This is a genomic window from Pseudomonas sp. 51_B, assembly GCF_017491595.1.
GTDB classification, from domain to species: Bacteria; Pseudomonadota; Gammaproteobacteria; order Pseudomonadales; family Pseudomonadaceae; genus Aquipseudomonas; species Aquipseudomonas promysalinigenes.
The window spans coordinates 1-459 of sequence record NZ_JAFGYW010000346.1 but is presented as its reverse complement, the minus strand read 5'-3'; the positions used below and the strand labels follow the sequence as shown (position 1 = coordinate 459).

Below are 459 nucleotides of genomic sequence, written 5' to 3'. Positions count from 1 at the left end.
GCTGCGAAATCGCGGCCGTCTTCAGACACCCCGGCCTGGAAGATCAGCGGTTGGCCCTGGGGTGAGCGCTGGATGTTCAGCGGCCCTTTAACCTTGAAGAACTCGCCCTGATGGCCCAGGGTGTGCAGCTTGGCCGGGTCGAAAAACTCGCCGGTCTCTTTGTTGCGGGTAAACGCATCGTCCTCCCACGAGTCCCACAGGCCCTGAACTACCTGGACATGTTCACGGGCAATGCGGTAGCGCACGGCATGAGGCGGGTGCTGGTCCTTGCCGAAGTTATCCGCGGTACCCGACAGCCACGATGTCACCACGTTCCAGCCGGCGCGGCCGCCGCTGATCAGGTCAAGCGAGGCGAACTGGCGGGCCACCTGAAAAGGCTCGGTGTAGCTGACGGTGACCGTGGCCACCAGGCCGATGTGGGAGGTAACAGCTGCCAGCGCTGAAAGTATCGTTAGCGGC

Annotated in this window: 1 protein-coding gene; it reads right to left on the bottom strand. The window is 63.2% G+C overall.

The annotated features are described in order from the left end of the window. A partial coding sequence (locus tag J5M56_RS25150; RefSeq protein ID WP_207938080.1) for an LLM class flavin-dependent oxidoreductase occupies window positions 1–459 on the bottom strand: 459 nt, incomplete at both ends.